The organism is Stenotrophomonas lactitubi, from assembly GCF_002803515.1.
In the GTDB taxonomy this organism is placed as follows: domain Bacteria; phylum Pseudomonadota; class Gammaproteobacteria; order Xanthomonadales; family Xanthomonadaceae; genus Stenotrophomonas; species Stenotrophomonas lactitubi.
Genome location: NZ_PHQX01000002.1, coordinates 374,264 through 391,244, shown reverse-complemented (window position 1 = coordinate 391,244; position 16,981 = coordinate 374,264). Strand labels below are relative to the sequence as shown.

General features: G+C 65.5%; 15 protein-coding genes. 5 read left to right on the top strand and 10 right to left on the bottom strand.

Going from position 1 to position 16,981, the window contains the following annotated elements; translation table 11 throughout:
* Positions 1-131: 131 nt before the first annotated feature.
* Positions 132-2,990 carry a TonB-dependent receptor gene (locus CR156_RS21285; protein ID WP_100554474.1) on the top strand — a complete coding sequence of 953 codons (2,859 nt, stop codon included), beginning with the start codon at positions 132-134 and terminating at the stop codon, positions 2,988-2,990.
* Between the two features lie 160 nt (positions 2,991-3,150).
* On the opposite strand, the gene rarD is transcribed toward CR156_RS21285, so the two are convergent.
* Positions 3,151-4,050, bottom strand: a complete 900-nt coding sequence (gene rarD, locus CR156_RS21280; protein WP_100554473.1) for an EamA family transporter RarD — start codon at positions 4,048-4,050, stop codon at positions 3,151-3,153.
* A complete protein-coding gene (yedA, locus tag CR156_RS21275; RefSeq protein ID WP_100554472.1) occupies positions 4,047-4,952 on the bottom strand; it encodes a drug/metabolite exporter YedA in 906 nt (301 codons plus the stop codon). The genes rarD and yedA overlap by 4 nt, the downstream gene beginning before the upstream one ends.
* A 222-nt stretch (positions 4,953-5,174) precedes the next feature.
* On the opposite strand from yedA, the gene CR156_RS21270 reads away from it, so the two are divergent.
* Both CR156_RS21270 and CR156_RS21265 read left to right on the top strand, forming a co-directional pair.
* Positions 5,175-6,509, top strand: a complete 1,335-nt coding sequence (locus tag CR156_RS21270) for an MFS transporter (RefSeq protein WP_099819627.1) — start codon at positions 5,175-5,177, stop codon at positions 6,507-6,509.
* Between the two features lie 31 nt (positions 6,510-6,540).
* Positions 6,541-6,876, top strand: a complete 336-nt coding sequence (locus tag CR156_RS21265; RefSeq protein ID WP_100554524.1) for a hypothetical protein — start codon at positions 6,541-6,543, stop codon at positions 6,874-6,876.
* Between the two features lie 160 nt (positions 6,877-7,036).
* Here the strand turns inward: CR156_RS21265 and CR156_RS21260 are convergent, their stop codons facing one another.
* The 4 genes from CR156_RS21260 to CR156_RS21245 all read right to left on the bottom strand — a co-directional run bounded on the left by CR156_RS21260 (position 7,037) and on the right by CR156_RS21245 (position 11,618).
* Positions 7,037-8,689: a M28 family metallopeptidase gene (locus CR156_RS21260; protein WP_100554471.1), complete on the bottom strand. Its 1,653-nt coding sequence runs from the start codon at positions 8,687-8,689 to the stop codon at positions 7,037-7,039.
* A 105-nt stretch (positions 8,690-8,794) separates the two neighbouring features.
* Positions 8,795-9,727, bottom strand: a complete 933-nt coding sequence (locus CR156_RS21255; protein ID WP_100554470.1) for an MBL fold metallo-hydrolase — start codon at positions 9,725-9,727, stop codon at positions 8,795-8,797.
* A gap of 163 nt (positions 9,728-9,890) precedes the next feature.
* A complete protein-coding gene (locus CR156_RS21250; protein WP_100554469.1) occupies positions 9,891-10,187 on the bottom strand; it encodes a hypothetical protein in 297 nt (98 codons plus the stop codon).
* A gap of 135 nt (positions 10,188-10,322) precedes the next feature.
* Entirely contained in the window at positions 10,323-11,618 is a 1,296-nt protein-coding gene (locus tag CR156_RS21245; RefSeq protein ID WP_099819623.1) for a tryptophan--tRNA ligase, read from the bottom strand.
* A 108-nt stretch (positions 11,619-11,726) separates the two neighbouring features.
* Between CR156_RS21245 and CR156_RS21240 the strand changes: the two genes are divergently transcribed.
* The gene (locus tag CR156_RS21240) at positions 11,727-12,533 is read left to right on the top strand and encodes a hypothetical protein (protein ID WP_089241426.1); all 807 of its coding nucleotides are present in this window, start codon (positions 11,727-11,729) and stop codon (positions 12,531-12,533) included.
* Between the two features lie 79 nt (positions 12,534-12,612).
* Here the strand turns inward: CR156_RS21240 and CR156_RS21235 are convergent, their stop codons facing one another.
* The 3 genes from CR156_RS21235 to rocF form a co-directional block, all read right to left on the bottom strand.
* On the bottom strand, positions 12,613-12,834 hold the full coding sequence (locus tag CR156_RS21235) for a CsbD family protein (RefSeq protein ID WP_089241428.1): 222 nt from the start codon (positions 12,832-12,834) through the stop codon (positions 12,613-12,615).
* A 212-nt stretch (positions 12,835-13,046) separates the two neighbouring features.
* A complete protein-coding gene (locus CR156_RS21230; RefSeq protein ID WP_019661832.1) occupies positions 13,047-13,184 on the bottom strand; it encodes an entericidin A/B family lipoprotein in 138 nt (45 codons plus the stop codon).
* Positions 13,185-13,350: 166 nt separating this feature from the next.
* Entirely contained in the window at positions 13,351-14,271 is a 921-nt protein-coding gene (gene rocF, locus CR156_RS21225; RefSeq protein WP_089241432.1) for an arginase, read from the bottom strand.
* 309 nt (positions 14,272-14,580) lie between these two features.
* Here rocF and CR156_RS21220 point away from each other — a divergent pair, with 309 nt between their 5' ends.
* Positions 14,581-15,444, top strand: coding sequence for an SEL1-like repeat protein (locus CR156_RS21220; RefSeq protein ID WP_133120127.1), 864 nt, complete (start codon positions 14,581-14,583; stop codon positions 15,442-15,444).
* Positions 15,445-16,087: 643 nt separating this feature from the next.
* Here the strand turns inward: CR156_RS21220 and CR156_RS21210 are convergent.
* Entirely contained in the window at positions 16,088-16,855 is a 768-nt protein-coding gene (locus CR156_RS21210; RefSeq protein WP_100554466.1) for a DUF3011 domain-containing protein, read from the bottom strand.
* Positions 16,856-16,981 lie beyond the last annotated feature (126 nt).

Sequence of the window (16,981 nt, the reverse complement as noted above, 5' to 3'; positions counted from 1 at the left end):
GGCGTTACAGCGCGCGCGGACAAACAGTTACCAATGAAAACACTCTAGAATCCGGCCCCCACGTTGGTTTGCAGCACCCCACGCGTCCATAGAACGGACGCATGTTTTTTCTGAAACACGAGATTTCACGGATGTCCCTGAAGACCACCCCGCTGCGCAACGCGATCGTCATCGCGCTGGCCGCCAGCTGCACCACGCCCGCCTTCGCACAGGAAGCCGGCGATACCCCCACCAACCTCGACCGCATCGAGATCACCGGCTCGCGCATCCGCCAGGCCAGTGTCGAGACCGCGCAGCCGGTGGTGGCAATCAACCGCGCCGACATCGAGAAGAAGGGCTACGTCAACGTCGCCGACATCCTGCAGGACGTCACGGCAGCCGGTGCACCGAGCCTGAGCCGTTCGTCCTCGCTGAGCTCCTCGCGCGATTTCGGCGGCATGTATGTCAGCCTGCGCAACCTCGGCCCGGAACGCAGCCTGGTGCTGATCGACGGCCGCCGCATGGGCGTCAGCGCCGGCGGCTATTCCGACCTGGCCTCGATTCCGTCCGCCATCGTCGAGCGCGTGGAAGTGCTGACCGACGGCGCTTCGGCGCTGTACGGCTCGGACGCCATCGCCGGCGTGGTCAACATCATCACCCGCAAGAACTTCGACGGTGGCGAAGCCAGCGTCTATGTCGGCCAGTACGGTGAAGGCGACGGCCAGAAGCGCTCCTACAGCGCCACCTTCGGCAAGACCTTCGACCGCGGCTGGTTCAGCGTCGGCGCCGAGCGCACCAAGGAAGACGAGATCCTCGGCGATGCGCGCGAGTTCAGCCGCTATCCGGGCGGCCCGCGCCACGCCGACGACGTCGACGCGCTGAGCCCGACCACCCAGTGGGGCACCGTCACCGTCGGTGGCAAGCCGCTGACCGTCGGCCCGGGCGGCGACCCAAGCAGCGCCGGCAACTTCCACACGCCGAACCCGGCCGACGGCGCCAACGCCAAGACCAACATGAGCCTGCTGAGCGGCCTGGAGCGCACCTCGGTGTTCGCCAACGGCGGCTTCTCGATCACCGACAACCTGCGCATCGTCGCCGACGCGCTGTACAGCAAGCGCGAGTCGACCAAGCACCTGGCCGGCTACCCGTACTCGGTCTCGGCTGCGCAGTCGCGCAACGGCACCCGCGCTGCCCTGTCCAAGGACAGCACCTTCAACAAGTGGGGCCAGGACGTGCTGTTCTCGCACCGCACCGAAGAGCTGCCGCGCGGTACCGAGAACACGCTGGAAACCAAGCGTGCCAGCCTCGGCCTGGAAGGCAGCTTCGAAACCGGTTCGCGTTACTGGGACTGGAACGTCAGCTACATGTACAACCGCAATGAAGGCGAGCGCGTTGGCACCGGCAGCATGTACCAGCCGCACGTCAACCTGGCCGTCGGCCCGTCCTTCATGGACGGCGGCGTTGCCCGCTGCGGTACGCCGGGTGCGGTGATCGCCGGCTGCGTGCCGTGGAATCCCGCTGCACCGATGGGCTACACCGGCCCGGGCTCGCTGGGCAACCAGGACGTGCAGGACTACCTGTTCACCCGCTTCGTCGACAAGATGCGCAGCACCACCAAGGTCGCCAGCGCCAACATCTCCGGCTCGCTGTTCACCCTGCCGGCCGGTGACATCATGGGTGCGATGGGCTTCGAGCACCGCAGCGAAGAAGCCAGCTACACCCCGGACCTGATGGTGCAGAAGGGCCAGATCGCCGGTACCACCGGCCAGCCGACCCGTGGCGATTACTCGCTCAACGAGGTCTACCTGGAAATGCAGGTGCCGCTGCTGGCCGACATGGCCTTCGCCCGCGAGCTGTCGCTGGACCTGGCCGGTCGCTACACCGACTACAACACCTTCGGTTCGACCACCAACAGCAAGTTCGGCCTGAAGTGGAAGCCGATCGACAGCCTGCTGGTGCGCGCCACCTACGGCACCGGCTTCCGTGCACCCACCGTGGACGATCTCTACGGCGGCGCGGTTTCCAGCCGCGATTCGTTCACCGACCCGTGCGATACGAAGTTCGGCATCGCCGCCAGCAGCCCGACCGTGGCAGCACGCTGCCAGGCGCTGAACGTGCCCGCCAACTTCCGTCAGCAGACCGGTTCGGACGGTAACCTTGCCAACCGCCCGGGCCAGCAGGCCACCTCCGATTTCAACTCAGGTTCCAACCCGGAACTGAAGCCGGAAACCGCCAAGACCTGGACCGTCGGCCTGGTCTACAGCCCGGAATTCGTGCAGGGCCTGGACGTCAGCCTGGACTGGTGGAAGATCCGCATCGACAACGCCATCGTCGGCGAGTCGGCCACCGACATCCTCAACCAGTGCTACGTGCAGGGCGTGGATTCGGCCTGCGGTCGCTTCACCCGTTCCACCGCTGCGGCCACCCGTGGCCAGGTCTCGGCGCTGGATCGCTCGCTGGTCAACGCCGGCTACCGCGAAACCGCCGGCTATGACATCGGCGTGCGTTACCGCCTGCCGGAAACCGCGTACGGCAAGTTCGCCATCAACTGGAACACCACCTACACCGACTACCTGGAGCAGCGCAACGACAGCGCCGCCACCACCCCGGTGGAGCAGCGCGTGGGCTGGGCGGGTGACTTCCGCGTGCGTTCGACCGTCAACCTGGATTGGCAGTACGGCAACCTGGGCATCGGCTGGACCGCCCGTTATTACTCGGGCATGAAGGAAGCCTGCTCGTACGATCTGGGCGGTGGCCCGGACTGCAACATGGCCGACTTCGTTTCGCCGTATACCGATGCACAGCCGAGCCGCAAGGTGGGTTCCAACACCTTCCACGACCTGCAGGTGCGTTACAGCCTGCCGTGGGATGGCACCGTGTCGCTGGGCCTGAACAACGTGTTCGACCACCAGGGTCCGATCATGTACAGCCAGCCGAACAGCAGCTTCACCTACTACGGTGGCTTCGATATCGGTCGTTTCATGTACATGAAGTACCAGCAGCGCTTCTAAGCCTGCAACCGCGTTCCCGCCCCGGCCAACTCTCTCCTGGCCGTGGATGGAAGCAGAACGGCGCCCCTCGGGGCGCCGTTCTTTTTTTGCGGGGTCGGACCCCTTCGCTCCGCGAAGGGCTCTGACCCATAGGTTCGCCGGGCATGGCCCGGCGCTACCGCTACCGCTTGGCGGCGCGCATCGCACGCACGTTGTCTGCGACGAACAGGATCAACCCGGCCCAGATCGCCGCAAAACCAATCGCCTTGCCGGTGTCGAAGGCCTCGTGGAAGAAGAACACGCCCAGCAGCAGCTGCAGGCTCGGTGCGATGTACTGCAGGATGCCAACCAGCGACAGCGGAATCCGCTTCACCCCGTAGGCGAAACCGATCAGCGGCACCGCCGTGACCACGCCACCGAAGATCAACAGCAGATCGTTGCCCCAGCCCCAGCCACCGAAGAAGCCGCCGCCATGGCCGTTCTCGGCCCACAGCGCAAAGCCCAGCGCCGGCAGGAACAGATACAGGCTTTCCACCCCCAGCCCCGCCACCGGATCGACTGACACCAGCTTGCGCAGCAGGCCGTACAGGCCGAACGAGCAGGCCAGGCCCAGCGCGATCCACGGCGGCGTACCCGCATCGATGGTCAACCAGGCCACGCCCACCGCAGCGATGGCCACCGCCACCCACTGCACGCGGCGCAGGCGCTCTTTCAGCACCAGCACGCCCAGCAGCACGTTCACCAGCGGGTTGATGAAGTAACCCAGGCTGGTCTCGATCACGTGACCGGCGTTGACCGCCCAGATGTACAGGCCCCAGTTGAAGGCGATGGTCAGGCTCGATACCGCCAGGATCGGCAGCGCGCGCGGTTGCGCGGCGATCTTCTTCCACCAGCCCAGCCGCGAGGCGATCAGCAGCCAGGCCACCACCAGCACCGTGCTCCAGATGATGCGGTGGGCGATGATCTGGAACGACGGCACCTCGTTCAGCAGGTGCCAGTAGACCGGCACCAGCCCCCACAGCACGAAGGTGGACGCGGTGACCAGCAGGCCGCGGCGTTGTTCTTTCTCGTCCATGCTCATCGCTTGCGTGTCCTTGCCATCGTCAGTACCACCACACCCAGAAGTATCACTGCCATGGCCAGGAAGTCGCGCCAGCCGAAACGTTCGCCGTTCAACGCCGCACCCAGCAGCACCGCGATCACCGGATTGACGTAGGCATAGCTGCCGGCCAGCGCCGGGCGTACGTTCTGCAGCAGCCAGACGTAGGCGGTGAACGCCACGATCGAACCGAACACGCACAGGTAGGCCATCGCCAGCAGGCCACCGGTATCGGGCAGCGTGGTTGGGCGCTCGCCGACGACCAGGCCGATCAGCACCAGCAGCACACCACCGCAGATCATCTGCCCGGCGGCCGTCATGAACGGGCCCGGCAGGTCCTGCCCGCGTGCCCACACCGAGCCGAACGCCCACCCGACCGGTGCGATCAGCAGCAGCACCAGCCCGGTGGGCGAGGCAGTCAGGCTGCTGCCCGCGTTGAGCCAGACCACGCCGACGAAGCCGACGGCGATGCCCAGCCATTCACCCTTGCTGGCGTGCTGGCCACGCAGGGCCGAGAACAACGCCATCCACAGCGGCACCGAGGCCACCGCCGTGGCGGCCAGGCCGGATGACACCTCGCGCTCGGCCAGCACCACCATGCCGTTGCCCAGCACCAGCATGGTCACGCCCATGATGGCCAGGTTGCGCCACTGCCGCAGGCTCGGCCGCGGCATCTTCCAGAACAGGCGCAGTGCCAGGTACATCACGCCGCCGGCAATGATGAACCGGCTGCCGGAGACCATCGTCAGCGGCAGCGCGCCGCCATGCAGGGCCTTGGCGATACCCAGGTAGGTCGAGCCCCAGACCACGTAGACCAGCAGCAGCGCCAACGCGACAAGGCCACCCCGGGGGGCAGCCGCAGACGGAACGGGGGGAGCCGACATGACACACCAGGGAGCCGGGGGAAAACGGATTTTAGGACGTTTTGGTTATGGTCCGGCAGCCCATGTGGTGGCACGCTGTCATCCATCCATGTCCCGCCCGCCCTTCCGGCACCCGGCGTTGACGTGGGACGCAGTACCCAGGAGGCTGGCCGGCAGCGCACTGCGCGCCCCTGGCACCGATCTTTCCCGCATGGACGCACCGCATCGAGGATTCCCACCCAGATGAGCACCACGTCCCAACCCGCCGTACCCGCCAGCGATGGCGCCGCCCTGCGGCGTTCCATCTCCAACACCCTCAAAGGCTCCGCCGGCAACCTGGTGGAGTGGTACGACGTCTACGTGTACTCGGTGTTCGCCGTGTACTTCGAATCGCAGTTCTTCTCGCCTGAAGACAAGAACTCCACCATGTACGTGTGGGCGATCTTCGCCGCGACGTTCCTGATGCGCCCGATCGGCGCGTGGTTCTTCGGCCGCTTCGCCGACCGTCATGGCCGTCGCCTGGCGTTGACCGTGTCGGTCACGCTGATGGCCTTCTGCTCGTTCATCATCGCCATCACCCCCACCGCTGCCAGCATCGGCATCTGGGCGGCGATCATCCTGCTGTTCGCGCGTCTGCTGCAGGGCTTCGCCACCGGTGGCGAGTACGGTGCCAGCGCCACGTACATGTCCGAGGCCGCCATTCCCGGCCGCCGCGGCTTCCTGTCCTCGTTCCACTACGTCACCCTGGTGGGCGGCCATGTGCTGGCCCAGCTGACCCTGTTCGTGATGCTGACGTTCTGGGCCAAGCCGGAAATCTCAGAGTGGGGCTGGCGCATCGCCTTCGGCATCGGTGGCATCGCCGCCGTGGTGGTGTTCTGGCTGCGCCGTGGCATGGACGAATCGCTGTCGGAATCCTCCATCGAAGCCGCGCGCGAGGGCAAGGACAAGAAGTCCGGCTCGATGTACGAACTGTTCGTGCACCAGTGGCGTCCGCTGCTGCTGTGCTTCCTGATCACCGCCGGTGGCACCATCGCCTTCTACACCTACTCGGTGAACGGCCCGAAGATGATCCAGAGTGCGTTCGCCGGCAACGATCCGATGACCGGCACGCTGATCAACCTGGGTGTGCTGGCCTTCCTGATGGTGTTGCAGCCGGTGGGCGGCTGGCTGTCTGACATCATCGGCCGCAAGAGCCTGCTGGTGTTCTTCGGCGTGGGCGGCGTGCTGTACAGCTGGTACCTGATCACCCAGCTGCCGCACCAGCACGATGCCACCCTCGCCTTCCTCACCCTGGCACTGGGCTTTGTCATCCTCACCGGCTACACCTCCATCAATGCCGTGGTGAAGGCAGAGCTGTTCCCCACCCACATCCGTGCGCTGGGCGTGGGCTTCGGCTATGCATTGGCCAACTCGCTGTTCGGCGGCACCGCGCCGCTGCTGTACCAGGGCGCGTTGAAGACCGGCCACGTGGACTGGTTCGCCATCTACGTCACCGCGACGATCGCGGTATCGTTGGTGGTCTATGTATTCTTCCTCACCAACAAGGGCCCCAACTGGCTCGACGGCACCCGCAAGTAAGCGCGCCGTAGTGATCGCGGCCACCGGTGCAATGCCGGTGGCCGCCGCTTCTCCTGCCACGCCGCTGGTGTGGCTTGCACTGGGTCTGGGCGCAGCAACCCTGCTGGCATGGCTGATCCGCCGGCCCGGCGCCCAGGCGAGTTGGCCACGTATCGGCTTCGGCATTGCCCTGCTGGCGTTCTGCGCTGCGCTGGTGCTGCAGCTGGCAGCGGATCTGGGCAGCGGTGCCAGCTCCCTGCATCTGCGTCTGAGCCGGGGTAGCAATCCTGCACCGGTGGCCGGCCTGCGCATGATGGTGGCCTGCTATCTGGCCGCGCTTGTGGCCGCCGGCTGGGGCGCCTGGAAGCTGCTGCGGAAGACGTGGTAATGCCGGCCGCTGGCCGGCACCTGCGCATCCCTTCGGAAGGTTCATGAGCTTGCCGGCCAGCGGCCGGCACTACCCGTGCGTTCAGAGGTTGTCGGCCAGCGGCCTGCATTGCCTTGCGTTCAGAGGTTGCCGGCCAGCAGAGGCCGGCATTGCCGTGCGCTTACCGGCGGGCGGCTTCGCTCTTCTCGCGGGCACCGTGGAATTCCGATTCCTTTTCCCACTGCGGCCAGCGACGGCTGTTGGCGAGCTCGACGCCCAGATCGTAGACCAGCAGGGTATCGGCTGCGTGACCCGCCGGATCCCAGCTCGGCGTCCACGCATCGCAGGCCTGGTGGTAGCAGTCGGCGAAGTACTTTTCGCGCAGCGCGCGGCCAGCGTCGACACCGCCGTCCAGCTTGTCCAGGCCCGGGCCGATGGTGATCGCCGGCACGCCCAGGCGGGCGAAGGCGAAGTGGTCGGCACGGTAGAAGAAGCCGGCTTCCAGGTTCGGATCCGGGCTGTAGCTGCGGCCACGGGCCTTGGCCACGCGTTCCAGGTCGCCTTCCAGCGACACCCGGCCCTTGCCCCACGACGCGATGTCACGGGTGGCACCATCCGGGCTGAACATCTCGATGTTCAGTACCGCAGCGGTCTTGTCCAGCGGCGCCAGCGGGTGCGCGGCGTAGTAGCTGGCGCCCAGCAGGCCCTTCTCTTCGGCCGTCAGGGCGACGAAGTACAGGGTGCGCTGCGGCTGCGGGCCAGCGGCGAACACACGGCCCAGTTCCAGCACGGTGGCCACACCGGTGGCGTTGTCGATCGCACCGCGGCGGATGCGGTCGCCCTTGGCATCGGCCTGGCCGATACCGAAGGCATCCCAATGTGCGGAGAAGATCACCGCCTCATCGGCGTGCTCGCCGCCGGGCAGCTTGGCCACCACGTTGCGGGTAACCACCTGCTCGCGCTTGAGCGCGAAATCGACGCTCAGCTTGGCGTTGTCCAGCGCGACCGGACGGAAGTCCGCGCTCATCGCCTTGCGCTTCTCGGCATCGAAATCCAGGCCGGCGTCGGCGAAGATCTGTTCGGCCAGCTCACGCTGCATCCAGCCACGCAGCGGCGTGTGCTGGGCCATCGCTTCGGCCTGGCCGCGCTCGATATCGAACAGCGGCGAGGTGCCCGAACTCTTCACCGTGGCCCAGCCGTAGGCGGCCGGTGCGGTTTCGTGCACGATCAGCACGCCTTCGGCACCACGGCGTGCGGCTTCCTCGAACTTGTAGGTCCAGCGGCCGTAGTAGGTCACCGCCTTGCCATCGAACGCACCCGGCGCATCGGCCTCGAAATCGGCGTCGTTGATCAGCATCACGGCGATCTTGCCGTGCAGGTCCACGTCCTTGTAGTCGTTCCAGTGGCGCTCGGGCGCGTCGATGCCGTAGCCGACGAACACCAACGGCGCATCCTTGATCTGCACGCGCTTGCGCGGCTGCAGGCTCTGCAGGGTCACGTCCACGCCATTGGCCAGCGCACGCTTGCCGCCCTTCAGGGCGAGACTGGCCTTGGCCGGGCCATCCAGCTGCGCGCGCACCAGCGGCACCGGCTGCACCCAGCTGCCATCCACACCACCCGGCTGCAGCCCGTAGCCGCGGAACTGCTCGATCAGGTACTGCACGGTGCGTTCTTCGCCTTCGGTGGCCGGTGCCCGGCCTTCGAATTCGTCCGATGCCAGCACGCGCACATGACGCGACAGCGCCTGCGGATCGATGCCGCCGCCGGGCAGGTCATTGGCCGCATGGGCCAGGCCACCGACGAACAGGCAGGACGACAGCAGCAACACGCGCATCGGGTTCACGGCAGTACCACGGCTAGCTTGGAAGTCACCAGAGTGTAACGTGGTCGTGACATCGCGGCGCAGCCTGGGCGCGCGTCATTCACGCGTGGCGTGGATCTACCGCGACGCGCGGTCCAGCCAGCAGGCCAGGCCCTGTGCGTTGAGTTCGATATCCATCGCCAGCACCTCGGTTACCGCAGCCAGGTCCAGTGCGCAGCCATGCTGCTGTGCACGCTCCAGGTACAGCGCCTGCAGCGCGGCCAGCAGGCAGCGATGACGGTCGGGACGGCCGTCGCACTGGCGGCCGATTGCCGCCATCGCATCGATCTGTTCGAACAGATCCTCAGCCAGCTTTTCGACCTGTTCAACACGACCGTAGTGGGTCAGGTACATCGCCTGCGGTGCGTAGCCGAGCATGCGCTGGATCGACGCCTTCATCGCTTCCGGATCGAACTGCACCGGCGATGAGGTGGGGAAGATGAAAGCGCCCTGCGCACTGTCCAGTTCGCGGTAGGAGATACCGAAGGTATCGCCGGTGAACCAGCTGCGGCTGCGCGCATCCCACACGCAGTAGTGGTGCAGCGCGTGGCCCGGGGTATGCAACAGCACCAGCTCGCGGCCTGCCAGGTCGATGCGCTGGCCGTCGTCAGCCACCACCACGCGATGCTCGGGAATCGCTTCGATGCGGCCATAGCTGCGCGCGATTTCCTCGGCACCATAGACGGCGGTGGCACCGGCGATCAGCCGGGTCGGATCGATCATGTGCGGCGCGCCGCGCGGATGCAGCACCGCACGCGCATTCGGCAGCTGCCGCATCAGCAGGCCAGCGCCGCCGGCATGATCCAGATGCACGTGGGTCAGCAGCAGCCAGTCCACCGCCTCCACGCCCAGCCCGTTGTCGGTCAAGGCCTGCAGCATCGCCGGCACCGACAGGCCGGTACCACAGTCGACGAACGCGGCACGGCCGTTTTCGATGATCAGGTAGGCGGCATCGAAATCAGGCCGTTGGAAACCGGTATCGATGGTGTGGATGCTGGGATCGGCGGTCATCGACGCGCACCTGGCAGGATCGGGAACAGAGGCCCATGGTAGGCGCGCCGGCATGGCGTGATCGATGCGGCTTTGGTCGGATGGTGCCGGCCGCTGGCCGGTAACCCCGTGGGGGCTATGGTGAATGCAATTGCCGGCCAGCGGCCGGCACTACCAATCAGCCTCAGCGCAATGCGAACCGCGGGCGCAGCAACAGGGCCATCACCAGCACCGCCAGGAACGCGCCATAGGCATACAGCACCGCCAGCACCTGTGGCCAGATCGGTCCGGCGCCCGGCTGAACCAGACCGATGTGGTGGCCCCACAGCATCGCCACGATGCTCAGGGCGAGCGCAAGCGCCAGGGTGGCGCCATCGAACAGGCGCCGCCGCGCGGTACGCGGCTGTCGCGGGAACAGCCAGTACAGGCTGCCCAGCAGAATGAACCAGGGCAGGAACAGCAGCAGCGACAACCAGGCCATCGCAGACTCCATGTCATCGCGCCGGAGGCGCGCGGACATCATGCCATGGCTGCAATGCACTGTAGAGCCGAGCCGATGCTCGGCTGCTTTTCCGCCAAGCCGAGCGTGGGCTCGGCTCTACAAAGGTGGTGCAGGTCAGGCCGCTTCGCGCAGCACGGCCAACGCCGCCAGCACCGCATCGACCTCGGCTTCCAGCTTGAACAGATCGCTCTGCAGCTGGTCGCCCTGCTCGGCCTGCTTCAGCACGGCGATCAGCTGGCCGGCATCGCGCGGCGAGTCGAAGCCTTCGCTCTGGATCAGCAGCGTGCCGTCACCTGCGGTCAGCTTGAAGTAGAAACGGCCATCCTTCTCGCGGTACTGCTTGAACAGCGGCGGTGCGGCGCGGGCTTCACCGGCATCTTCGCTGGCGATGTCGCCGGCATCGGACAGATCACGCAGGCCCACCGCATGGCGCAGCTCTTCCAGCAGCGGTGCCGCCAGCTGCTCACGCAGCTGCTGGCCACGGCGCTTGAGCAGCGCTTCGATCTTTTCCGGCTCGGCCATCAGCGCGTTGTAGCGCTCGCGCAGCGGCGACAACTCGCTGTCGATGCGCTCGAACAGCTGCTGCTTGGCATCGCCCCAGCTGATGCCGTCGGCGAAGGCCTTGGCGAATGCGGCGGTCTGTTCCGGGGTGGCGAATGCCTGGTACATCTGGAACAGCGCCGAACCTTCGGTGTCCTTCGGCTCGCCCGGTGCACGCGAGTCGGTCAGGATCGAGAACACCAGCTTCTTCAGCTCTTCGCGCGGCACGAACAGCGGAATGGTGTTGTGGTAACTCTTGCTCATCTTGCGGCCATCCAGGCCCGCCAGCGTTGCCACCTGCTCGTCGATCACCACGTCCGGCAGCGGGAAATACTCCTTGCCGTACACATGGTTGAAGCGCTGGGCGAAGTCGCGCGCCATCTCGATGTGCTGGATCTGGTCACGGCCCACCGGCACCTGGTTGGCCTTGAAGATCAGGATGTCGGCCGCCATCAGCACCGGGTACATGAACAGGCCGGCGCTGACACCTGCGTCCTCGTCCTGGCCTTCCTCACGGTTCTTGTCCACCGCCGCCTTGTAGGCATGGGCGCGGTTGAGGATGCCCTTGCTGGCGATGGCGGTCAGGAACCACATCAGCTCGGTGGTCTCGCGGATGTCGCTCTGGCGGTAGAACCACACGTGCTCCGGGTCCAGGCCGCAGGCCAGCCAGCTGGCAGCGATCTCCAGGGTCGCGCGCTGGGTGCGCTGCGGGTCCTGTGACTTGATCAGGCTGTGCAGATCGGCCAGGAAGAAGAAGCTCTCGATGTCCGGCGCGCGGCTGGCCGCGATGGCCGGGCGGATGGCGCCAACGTAGTTGCCCAGGTGGGGCGTGCCGGAGGGGGTGATGCCGGTAAGGACTCGGGTCGTCATGACTGCGTACGGAAACCTTCTATGAACGGAGCCAGTTTACCGTGCGCACGGTCAACCCCGTCAGGGCCCCCGGCACGTTCATTCACCCAACCCCGCTGGAGACGCCCGATGAAACGCCTGCTGCCCCTGCTGCTGATCCTGCCCCTGGCCGGCTTCCGCCCGGCCCCGCTGCCCCCGCCGATGCCGCAGGACGGCCCGGTGCGCGTGGCCCTGGTCGACCGCGACCGCGGCACCGAGCTGCGCAGCTACCCGGCCGACGGCCAGCGCTGGGTGGCCGGTGAGCGCGGCCACCGCTATGCGGTGCGCCTGTACAACGACAGCCCGCGCCGGGTGCTGGTGGTGCTGTCGGTGGACGGGGTCAACGCCATCTCCGGCGAAGATGCCGATCCCTCGCAGACCGGTTACGTGCTCAATCCCGGCCAGCGCGCCGACATCACCGGCTGGCGCAAGACCCAGGATGAAGTGGCCCAGTTCGTCTTCAGCAGCCCCAGCGGCAGCTACGCCAGCCGCACCGGCCGCCCCGACAACGTCGGCGTGGTCGGCGTAGCGGTGTTCGAAGAGGCGCGCCGCTGGTACCCGCGTCCGCAGCCGATCCTGCGTGATCGCGCCGGGCCGGCACCAGAGGCCGCCGAAGCCTCGGCGGCCGCCGATGCCAGTGCCAGCCGCATCGAAGGTTACTCGGCCAAGTCGCAGGCACCTGCGCTGGGCACCGGCCATGGTGCACGTGAGAGTTCCTCGGTGCGCGATACCGATTTCGAACGCGCCACCCGCAGCCCGGCACAGGTACTGCAGCTGCGCTACGACAGCGCCCGCAACCTGCGCGCGCGCGGCATCCTGCTCGATTCGCCGTCGCGCCTGGACCGCCAGCCGCAGGCGTTCCCCAACCGCTACGTGCCCGACCCGCCGGCGCGCTGATCGCCACACAGCGCAACGCCCGCACCTTCCGGCGCGGGCGTTGTCTGTGGGGGGCAGAAGGTGGGCGAGCGTGGCCCGGTTACTTGTAGTCCGGATAGTCCTTGCTCACGCTGTCCTGGAAATCGCGGACCTCTTTCTCAGCGCGGTCCTTGGCCCAGCCATAGCGCTCCTGCAGGCGGCCGGCGAGATACTCGGCATTGCCCTCGGCCACATCGAAATCGTCATTGGTCAGATCGCCCCACTTCGCCTGGGCCTTGCCCTTGAGCTGGGACCACTTGCCGGAAATGATGTCTTTGTTCATTGCTGAGGCTTCCTTGGAATGCAACGGCGTTGTTACCGTGGCTGCAGCATCGCGCAGTGCACGTTGAAGCACGGTCAACCAGCCATGAAAACGCTGCTCACCTGCTTGAATGGTTCACTACGCATCCACACGCGGCATCCACGCCCCGCAATCGTGCATGAAAAAAGGCCGGGAAGATCCCGGCCTTTTCCGTACTGCGCACCACCTCAGGCTCAGTTGCCCTTGGCAGCATCCTCAACCTTCTCACCAGCCTTCTGCACGTCCTTGCCGGCACCGGCAACGGTGTTGCAACCGGCCAGCAGGGCCACCGAGAACATCGACAACAGCATCAGGGCAACTACGCGCTTCATGGGCTTCTCCTTGGGTTTGCCGCTACACCGCTCAATCACGGGGTTCGGTTGTATTGATCGGGGCGGCAGGCTGGTTGAAGCCAACACTGCCGCGTGAGGTGCAATCTGGCGGCAGGGGCGTGGAGCGCGTGTGAACGGTTCGTCCAACCGTTCAGGCAAGACCCTCTCAGTCGCGCATCAGGGTCGACTTTCCGAACAGGCTTTCCACCAGATCCACGGCCAGTTCGGCAGTGCTGTTGTGGTTGTCCAGCAACGGATTGAGTTCGACGATATCCAGCGAGCCCATGCGGCCGCTGTCGGCGATCATCTCCATCACCAGCTGCGCTTCGCGGTAGTTCACCCCGCCCGGCACGGTGGTGCCCACGCCCGGGGCGATGCTCGGGTCAAGGAAATCGACATCGAAGCTGACGTGCAGGTGGGTGTTCTCATCGATGCCGGCCAGCGCCGCTTCCACGGTGCGCTTCATGCCGTTCTCGTCGATGTAGCGCATGTCGTAGACATCGACCTTGTGGGTCTTGATCAGGCGCTTCTCTTCCGGGTCCACCGAACGGATGCCGATCTGGTGCATCTGCGAAGGCTTGATGGCCGGCGAGGTGCCGCCCAGCTTGGTCAGTGCATCCGGACCGAGGCCGCACAGGCAGGCCACCGGCATGCCGTGGATGTTGCCCGACGGGGTCACATCGCTGGTGTTGAAATCCGAATGCGCATCCAGCCACAGCACGCGCAGGTCCTTGCCCTGCTCGCGGCACCAGCGCGCGACTGCAGTGATCGAACCAATGCCCAGGCAGTGGTCACCGCCGAGCATGATCGGCATGCGCCCGGCCTGCAGCTCGGCGTAGCTGGCTTCCATCAGCGCGTGGTTCCACGCCACCACTTCGTCCAGGTGACGGTAGCCCTGCACCGGCGCGGTCCACGGATTGCGCGGGCCGTCCAGGTTGCCGAGGTCGCGCACGTCCACGCCACGCGCTTCCAGTGCTTCAGGCAGGCCAGCCACGCGCAGGGCTTCTGGCCCCAGCCGCGCGCCGCGATGGCCCGCCCCGATGTCGGTGGGGACGCCGATCAGGGTAACGGCGGGATGATGGGCCATGGGTGCCTCCTGCGAACGAAAAAGAAGCACAGTCTAGCCAGACGCATGTGACACCACTCGCGGCGGTGCAGCAGGGGATGGCGCCGCCATGCCGCAAAGGGACGACGGGCAACCGCGCGTAGGGCTTCCCCGGCCTTGTGGATCAGAAGTTCTTCCGCCTGTGATGGGGTTCTCCACACTGACGGATACGGCTCTATCGCTTTCCCGTCGGCGCAGCGAAGGTGCTCGCCCCAAATTGGAGGCAAGGATGTTCCTGCGTTGAATCGAAGAAAAATCTCACCCAGCTTCCCGAGGCCACTCAGCAAGCGCTTGTGTATCGGCACGCTCACGGTGTTGACGGCGTCCTGCTCGGTATCCGGCGCCGACACCTCCTCGGCAGGGCACGCGTCACTTCTGGAGTTGGAGGGTGCGGCATCTACCCATGAAATGGCCGATCCGCGTACTGCAAGGACCGATGCACAGCGATCCACCGCGCCGGTCAATACGCACATCGCATTGGGACCCAAGGCGTTCCTGATCGACATCAAGAGCCCCGAGTACAAAGGAGATGCCACAAGCTACATCGACGAGAGAGTACAGCGATCAAAAACAGGCGACAGCCAGGCAAGCTACGAAATACACGCAAGGGTTGCCAGTTGCAAACGCGCCCTCGATCCCGGCGACGACGGTGAGTACAAGGTGTACTCATCCATGGGTCTTGCCGAGCAGTTCTCGAGGCGTATCGAAGAAGAAATCGAGAACTGCAAGGCGATTGCCGAACGGACCGACATCACGGGAGAAAACTGGCTTTCACTGGCAGCCGCCCAAGGGTCGATTGAAGCCAGACTGATGTACGCCCAGAACCCTCGTACTGCCATCGGCGATCTCACTGAAGTTTTGTCAGATCCCAGCAGGCTGATCGACTATCGCCGGAACGCTGTGGAATATCTAAGCGAATCTGTTTCCTCAGGGAACGTGGATTCGATCGAAGCTCTCGCAAACATCTATGACAGAGGAATAGTCGCCGAGCGCTCCTACACCAAGAGTCTCGGCCACTGGATGGCCCTGCAGCGCGTGCATCCAAGCCAATACTCCGCAGAATCGATAAGCCGCCTGTCCAGCAGCATGCAGACTGAGCAGATCATTAACGCGCAAGAGCTCTCAAGTGAAATCTACCGATCATGCTGCGAATGACTCTCGATTGATAATCCTACGAACCAAGAATAGACAGACGGCTTAATCATATGAAAACAAAGATACTTATTGCGGCAATCGCAGCCCTGGCAGCAGTCGTCGCACTTCCATTCGCGCATGCAACCTGGCCCTTCGGCAACGCTTCATCCGTATTCGGCCCAGCGTCCTGCACGCAGTGTCGTGGACAGATCCCACTTCCGGATACAGCGACGAAAGCATTTTTGACCAGATACGTGCAGGTAACGAACAAGAACAATTTTGGAAGCTACCAGGAATACATCCAACCAGGATCCAAAGTCATCATCTGCAACGCGTCCCACTGCGTGACCTACCAAATGACCGATAGCCAGGACTGGAATGGAACTTCGCGTGAACCCATTACGACGAGCCCTCCCGCTCGCGGCGGCGGCGGGAATGGCAATGGTGGCGGAGGCGGCGGCGGCGGTTACACCGGGCCCATCAGTGGCGGCAGCTATGGCGGCGGCGGCGGAGGGTCCGGCAAAGTCACAGTCGGCCCAGCCAAACCGTCCCGCCCCACCCACGAGGATTGACGGAGCTACGCGATAGCGTCATTGGCCTGCTTCTGCAGGCCAATTCACGCGCGAGCAGCCACATACCCGACTGCAAATCATGGGACACAGACTCAGCGCCGCTTGATCGGCGTAACGCTCTGCATCCGGCCGTCGTTGCGCATCATGCACAGGAAACGTCCATCGGGATAATCGATGATCAGTTCCTGGTAATCGGTTCCGACCGGCACCTGGGTCACCAGCGTGCCCTGTGCGCCTTTGCTCGCGTTGCACGCACCGAGCGCGGTATCGCCCGCTGGCGCGTTGGCTGCGGCCTTGGACATGTTGCGGAACGTCGCACGGCAACCACCGTTGACCCACACCGAATGCCGCGACAGGCCCCAGCTGCTGCCCTGCTCGCAACGGGTACGACTGAGCTGGCGCACGATCTCCACAGTGCCACGCGTGTCCATGTCGCAGGACACCTGGCGCTGATCGGTGGATTCGCAGGTCACTTCCCGTGGCAGCGCCGCATTGTCATCGCGATCCTGATCCCGGTGCTGCCTGCCCCCTTCTGCGGCCGCAGGGGAACCGACGCCGCTGACCTGGCAGATACCGTTGGCGCCGCCGCGCCCGGTGTAGCTGACCTGCGGTGTGCCGTCGTCGCCGGTGCTGATCGAAAGCGTGGTGCCGCTGTTGGCATCGCGCGCCTCGAAGTAGCGATCGTTGAAGCGCTTGAGTGTGGTCTCGCGGCCCTGCACGTAGACCGGCCCGCCATCGTCGGCGTGCACGTCGATGCCACCCGGGCAGCTGGCGTTGAAGAACGGCACAGCGGCCATTGCTGGAGCTGCGAAGGCGCTGGCGAGCAGCGCGATGGTCAACGACAGGCGGTGGTGGCGCATGGTCGACTTCCTGGCAAGAGGTGTGCGGTGGCCACCAGTATGGGGGCTGCCGGAGTTGCTCTGTCGTGAGGAACATCAAGCCACCGATCACCGGTCGCAGACCACCGCAATCGGGCCAGCGCTATC